At 49.6% G+C, this 6,296-nt stretch carries 5 protein-coding genes and 3 pseudogenes; 2 read left to right on the top strand and 6 right to left on the bottom strand.

Annotated elements, in window-relative coordinates; translation table 11 throughout:
- Window positions 1-246: pseudogene (gene ydjO, locus ACUU1M_RS18035) on the top strand (protein YdjO); the annotation flags it as partial.
- A 3-nt stretch (window positions 247-249) separates the two neighbouring features.
- Here ydjO and tcyP read toward each other — a convergent pair.
- From tcyP to hxpB, 3 genes and pseudogenes are all read right to left on the bottom strand, one after another.
- Window positions 250-1,640 (bottom strand): annotated as a pseudogene (gene tcyP / locus ACUU1M_RS18030) (cystine/sulfocysteine:cation symporter).
- A 132-nt stretch (window positions 1,641-1,772) separates the two neighbouring features.
- A complete protein-coding gene (locus ACUU1M_RS18025) occupies window positions 1,773-2,363 on the bottom strand; it encodes a metal-dependent hydrolase (RefSeq protein WP_001297653.1) in 591 nt (196 codons plus the stop codon).
- 162 nt (window positions 2,364-2,525) lie between these two features.
- Entirely contained in the window at window positions 2,526-3,194 is a 669-nt protein-coding gene (hxpB, locus tag ACUU1M_RS18020) for a hexitol phosphatase HxpB (RefSeq protein ID WP_449144716.1), read from the bottom strand.
- 146 nt (window positions 3,195-3,340) lie between these two features.
- Between hxpB and ACUU1M_RS18015 the strand changes: the two genes are divergently transcribed.
- Complete coding sequence (locus ACUU1M_RS18015) at window positions 3,341-3,877, top strand: YniB family protein (protein WP_000222164.1); 537 nt, start codon at window positions 3,341-3,343, stop codon at window positions 3,875-3,877.
- Between the two features lie 40 nt (window positions 3,878-3,917).
- On the opposite strand, the pseudogene ACUU1M_RS18010 reads toward ACUU1M_RS18015, so the two are convergent.
- The 3 genes and pseudogenes from ACUU1M_RS18010 to pfkB all read right to left on the bottom strand — a co-directional run bounded on the left by ACUU1M_RS18010 (window position 3,918) and on the right by pfkB (window position 6,203).
- Window positions 3,918-4,777: pseudogene (locus ACUU1M_RS18010) on the bottom strand (fructosamine kinase family protein).
- A 105-nt stretch (window positions 4,778-4,882) separates the two neighbouring features.
- Window positions 4,883-5,173: a type V toxin-antitoxin system endoribonuclease antitoxin GhoS gene (gene ghoS / locus ACUU1M_RS18005; protein WP_000146159.1), complete on the bottom strand. Its 291-nt coding sequence runs from the start codon at window positions 5,171-5,173 to the stop codon at window positions 4,883-4,885.
- Window positions 5,174-5,273: 100 nt separating this feature from the next.
- Complete coding sequence (pfkB, locus tag ACUU1M_RS18000) at window positions 5,274-6,203, bottom strand: 6-phosphofructokinase II (RefSeq protein ID WP_152029040.1); 930 nt, start codon at window positions 6,201-6,203, stop codon at window positions 5,274-5,276.
- Window positions 6,204-6,296: the final 93 nt, after the last annotated feature.

The following is a 6,296-nucleotide window of genomic DNA, read 5'->3' as shown; positions in this document are numbered from 1 at the left end:
GGAATGGGAAGTGGTGTGCTTGAAGATATTATGAGTATTCCAGATAGTTCACTTAGAAAACGTCTCGGGTATGAGGTTTTAAGCTTCTCACTACAGGCACATTCATTGAGCCAGGAATGTATTGATAAGTTGGACATTTTTTTCGCTGACGATCTGTTTAAATATGAGTCAGTATGCATCGCCGCGATGGAACATTTAAAAAGTAAAGCAACGGCCCCTATACAAAACGGACCGTTGCCAGCATAAGAATTAACGGTGTGCCAGTTCGGCGTCGTCTTCGCTATCCAGAATGGCTTTATCGGTTTGCTTCAGCCACTGGCTGGTCAGCGTGCCAGCTGCCATCGAGCCACTAACGTTTAGCGCCGTACGGCCCATGTCGATAAGCGGTTCAACGGAGATTAACAGCGCCACCAGGGTTACTGGCAGGCCCATCGCAGGCAGCACAATCAGTGCGGCGAAAGTTGCACCACCACCGACACCGGCAACGCCTGCGGAACTAACGGTAACAATACCGACCAGCGTCGCAATCCACATCGGGTCCAGCGGGTTAATGCCAACCGTAGGCGCAACCATCACCGCCAGCATTGCCGGATACAAACCGGCGCAGCCGTTCTGACCAATGGTTGCACCGAAAGAGGCGGCGAAACTGGCGATGGATTCAGGAACGCCCAGACGACGCGTTTGTGCTTCTACATTCAGTGGGATAGACGCAGCACTGGACGGCTGGTAAAGGCAAACGTCAGCACAGGCCATACCTTACGGAAGTACTTCAGCGGACTCACGCCATTAATGCCCAGCAGAATGCCATGCACAGCAAACATAATCAGCAGACCGAGGTAGGACGCGACAACGAAACTTCCCAGTTTGATGATGTCTTGCAAGTTAGAACCTGCAACCACTTTGGTCATTAGAGCCAGAACGCCGTAAGGGGTCAACTGCATGACAAGGCGAACCAGTTTCATCACCCAGCTTTGTAGGGTATCGATAGCGGTTAAGACGCGTTCACCTTTCGGCGCATCATCCTTCAGCAGTTTCAATGCAGCTACGCCGAGGAATGCGGCAAAAATTACCACGCTGATAATTGACGTCGGATTGGCTCCGGTAAGATCGGCAAACGGGTTTTTCGGGATAAAGGACAAGACCAGCTGCGGAACGCTCAGATCAGAGACTTTACCAACATAGTTACTTTCAATGGCGTTCAGACGTGCAGTTTCTGCACCACCCTGAACCAGACCTTCAGCCGTCAAACCAACCAGGTTGGTGACCAGCACACCGACCAGCGCCGCAATCAGCGTGGTAAACAAAAGCGTACCGATGGTCAGAAAACTGATTTTGCCTAACTGAGATGCGTTATGCAGACGGGCAACCGCGCTCAGAATAGAGGCGAAGACTAACGGCATAACGATCATTTGCAGCAGTTGAACATAGCCGTTACCAACGATGTTAAACCACTGTACAGAATCTTTAAGTACCTGGCTGTCAGAACCATAAATGGTATGCAGGGCAAGGCCAAAAACCACACCCATCACCAGACCCACCAGCACTTTTTTCGCCAGACTCCACTGTTTATGGCGGGTCTGAGCCAGCGCAAACAGCAGTACAACGAACACCACGATGTTCGCAATTAATGGAAAGTTCATCCCCGTTCTCCTGATCTTATTATTTCTATCACTGCGTAGCAGTCATAGTGTTGGCGCAAGATTAACAGAACTGTGAGCTGGCTCTTATATTCAAATGGAATTGCTTATTCCAGAAAGGTGATTTTTGCCTTTTTAGTATTCAACCTGATGCTTAATAAGCCGATGAAACTGGATCTGCAAGGTATTGATCATTTGCGATGACCAACGAACAGCGCTGTTCTCGGGTAATGAATGGGGCATCCATACCGACCAGACAAATAATGCCATGCAGATAAAACGTTCCAGTTGGTTGCCCTTTTGGGGAACCAGGATAGGCAAGCGGAAACGCCAGCGGCATGGCCAGAGCAGGGGAACACCGGCGGGTGTCAGCATATCGGCAAGTATGTGGCTCAAATAACCCAGCACCATTCCTTGTAGCGCATCAGCCGGAATGAACCAGCCTTCCGGAACCTTAAGGTAAAAGGTTGCCAGCAGCGCAAATACCGCCAGCAGACTGTGGGTAAAACCACGATGCCCAAAAGCGCGGGCGATCGGTTTTGATATCCATTTTAATCGCTGCCCAAGAAACGACTTTGGGTGATCGATGTCCGGTAACAAACACGTCAGGATTGCGGAAGGGACAATATGCCACCAGTCACCCTGTGCCAGCACGGGCGTCAGCTCGGCATTTTTGGCAAATACCGCACAAGCAATAGAAAAGAGAAGGTGACCTTCCGCCGTCATGATAAAACTCACTAAACTGTCGATACGTACAGTATAGGATTTTTATACAGTGCACGGAAGTGGTGACGGTGTAACTCTTTCTCTTAAATTGACGATTAATCCGTCAGTTGAATGCAAATTCAGATAAAGAACCAGGGGCAGCGTGATCACTGCCCCTGGTCATTAACCGAGAAGGTCTTTTGCGGTGAGTTCTGTCAGCGATGAGAGTTTGACGTTTGCTAATACAAAACGTGGATCATTTTGCGCTTCTGGCGCAGGAACGACGATGGAACGCATGCGGGCTGCTTTAGAAGCGATCATGCCATTTACCGAGTCTTCCAGCGCCACGCAGGTCAGTGGGTCAACGCTCAGTTTTGCTGCGCAGTCGAGATATACTTGCGGATGCGGCTTGCTGTAAGGCAGTTTTTCAGCCGAGGCGAGGGCATCGAAACTGTCGCGTAAGTCAAACATGGTCAACACTTTTTCCAGCATATGTAGTGGTGACGCGGAGGCCAGTCCCACCAATAAACCTTGTTCTTTGCATAACGCAACAGCTTCGCGCACGCCTGGTAATAATGGACGTGTCTCTTCAACCAGTGAAATGGCACGGGCAATAACCCGTTCTACTACTTCCTGACGGCTTGGCTCATTCCACGGTTGCCGGGCGTACCAAAGATCGACCACCATATCGATGCGTAAATCTAAGGTGTCCGGCAGCTCGTTACGACGGGAGATATCTACCCCCAGGCTTGCCATCACATCCAGTTCGGCTCGATCCCATAAAGGTTCTGAGTCGATAAGTAATCCATCCATATCAAAAATTGCAGCAAGAATCTGACGCGGGGTTGACATTACAACCTCTCCTTTAGAGCATTATGTGTAAGGTATTAAGCCGTGCTTATGATTAAGCGCCTATCATATCGCCTTTAAAGAATGGGCGAAAACAGATATCTACAGGTAAACTAAGTGAAACGACGCGTCTTAATCAAGGAGAACTCATGACGTATCAACAAGCTGGACGCATTGCTGTTTTGAAAAGGATTTTGGGTTGGGTGATTTTTATACCTGCATTGATCTCTACATTGATTTCTTTGCTGAAATTTATGAATACCCGGCAGGAAAACCAGGAAGGCATTAATGCGGTCATGCTCGACTTTGCTCATGTCATGATCGATATGATGCAGGCGAATACGCCTTTTTTGAATCTGTTCTGGTATAACTCCCCGACCCCTAATTTTAATGGTGGTGTGAACGTTATGTTCTGGGTGATTTTCATCCTGATTTTTGTCGGACTGGCGTTGCAGGATTCCGGTGCCCGGATGAGTCGCCAGGCGCGCTTCTTGCGGGAAGGTGTTGAAGATCAACTCATTCTGGAAAAAGCCAAAGGGGAAGAGGGGCTAACGCGTGAACAAATTGAGTCCCGTATTGTTGTTCCGCACCATACTATTTTCCTGCAGTTTTTCTCACTATATATCCTGCCGGTTATTTGTATTGCTGCAGGTTATGTGTTCTTTTCTCTGCTTGGGTTTATTTAATCAAAAGGCCGCACGGAGCGGCCATTATCCTCAACCCATATCATGCTGCTAATAATCTATCCAATGACTGCTGAGCAATAACCAAATGCTGACCGCCAAATAATCTTGCACGATTTAACCGCGTGTAGAGTTGGTAAACCGGTTGACGTTCAAGGAAATCGGCAGGTAGCGGGGATACTGACTGATAGCCGTCATAGATTTGTGGCGGCTGTCAGTATGCAGCGGTAACATCGCCAGGTCGCACTCTCGGTCACCCCAGTAGCAGGCAGGGTCGAAAATGTACGGGCCATCCGGACCCAGCGCGCAGTTGCCGGACCATAAATCGCCGTGCAACAGAGAAGGCTGCGGTTGATGCGAGGCCAGACGCTGCTGAATATGCTCGACGATGGCGTCGATATTGCCGAAAGCGATCCCTTTCTCTGCTGCCAGTTCCAACTGCCAGCCAATCCGTTGTTCAGCAAAAAACGTTGACCAGCGACGTTGCCAGGTGTTGGGCTGTGGAGTTGTGGAGAGCGAGTTATCAAAATCGAGGCCAAATTGTGGTTGGTCACTCCATTGATGTAAACGCGCAATTTGCTGACCAAGAATAAATGCGCTATGCGCATCCAGCGGACGAGGTGGGAGATAATCCATCACCAGAAAACTGTAGTCACGGTCAGCGCCTACTGCCCAAACCTTAGGCACGGTGACGGTTTTACTACGCGACAGTAACTCCAGTTGGTCGGCTTCGGCGGTAAAACCGGGAAGCAGTTCCCTTTCATCACATTTGACGAAAAAGTCATGTCCTGCATAGCGCAAATGCCATGCGGCATGGACTTCTCCGCCAGGCAGTTCATTACGCAGTTCGATTTCGCCTTCACCTAACTGCTCGCTCAAAAGACGACTGATTGCCTGCCACATGATGTCTCTCCCATGTTGTCTGCCAGATCATAAGGTTAGCGCAAGAATGCGGTGTAAAAACACGAGCTAACGCACACCACAGACTGATTATTGCCCAAAAACCATTTATTTTCTGTTGCTATTCCATTCCTCCCAGGTCGTGATGGTGATTTCAGGATCTTTGCCGGTTGCACTTTGGGTAAGCCCCGAAACCAGTTCTCTAATTTCTTCTTCACTTTGGGTACTGATAAGTCCAAAAGTGTTAGTCCCCAGCTCATGGATATTTCCCTCATCATCCGTCATGGTGAGCAAAAAACCGTCGCGAGTCAGGTAATTATTCAACTCGTTAATTTCAGTCAATGTATCCTCATGCAACATGACGGTTATGACATAACGGACAAGATCGCCACTGGCCATAGTTCACCCCTTTGTTATCACATGACTTTTGAGCATAGTCGGAGAAACGCGTTGCCGACAGGTTGGTGGTGATTCCCCCAATGCTGGGGGAATGTTTTTGTTAGCGGGAAAGGTAAGCGTAAATTTTTTGCGTATCGTCATGGGAGCACAGACGTGTTCCCTGATTGAGTGTGGCTGCACTCCCCGCAGCTACGCCAAAACGGACCATCTCTTCAAGAGAGGCATTTTCTGCCAGTTTCAGTGTCATCGCGCCGACCATGCTGTCACCAGCGCCAACGGTACTCTGGCTTTTCACCGGTGGTGGCACCACCTGAATGCAGTTTTCACTATCAACACCCAGCGCTCCTTGTGGACCAAGGGAAACGACAACCCGTTTGGCCTTGCCGCTATTAACGATTTCCTGCGCGGCTTTGCGGACATCGTCTGGCTGGGTGAGTTCGCGATTCACCAGCGCACTGAGTTCTTTTTGGTTAGGCTTAACCAACTCGATGTTACCAATCGCCAGTGCTGCACTTAACGCTTCGCCAGAACTGTCGATGATGCAGCGGATCCCTTGGTTTTGCGCAGCGGAAATCAGTTGGGTTAATTTTTCCAGCTTCACACCTGGCGGCAGGCTTCCGCTTATGACCAGGATGGCCCCGGATTCAATTTCCAGAACTTGCTCTTCAAGCTGGCGAAACTCATCTTCATTTAATGCCGCGCCTGGCATAACAAAACGATACTGTTCACCGCTTGCTTCCACATGTACGTGTAAATTCTGCCGGGTCCAGTCTTTGGCTTCTACAGTAGCGACGGGGACATTTTCATCCGCCAACAGTGAAACCAGGTGTTCGCCGGTCGCGCCACCCGCCGGGAAGATCGCTGTGGCACTGCCTCCAAGATGGGCAATGGCGCGGGCGACGTTGATGCCGCCGCCCCCGGGTTCGAACACCGGTGCGGTACAGCGCAGTTTTCCTTCGGGATAAATGTGCGGGGTAATTGTTGCGCTATCGAGAGAGGGCGCAAGTGTCAACGTATAGATACGTACCATCATTTCCTCCTATAGGCTGATTTCAGTCTGGCACCGAATCAGCGGAAAGTGAAGAAATTAACAATATGATTTATTAGAGCTTTATTTAAAATT

It is taken from the genome of Shigella sp. SIG6 (assembly GCF_053555815.1).
Note: the sequence above shows the minus strand (reverse complement) of the source record. Positions and strands in the feature narration are given on the sequence as shown.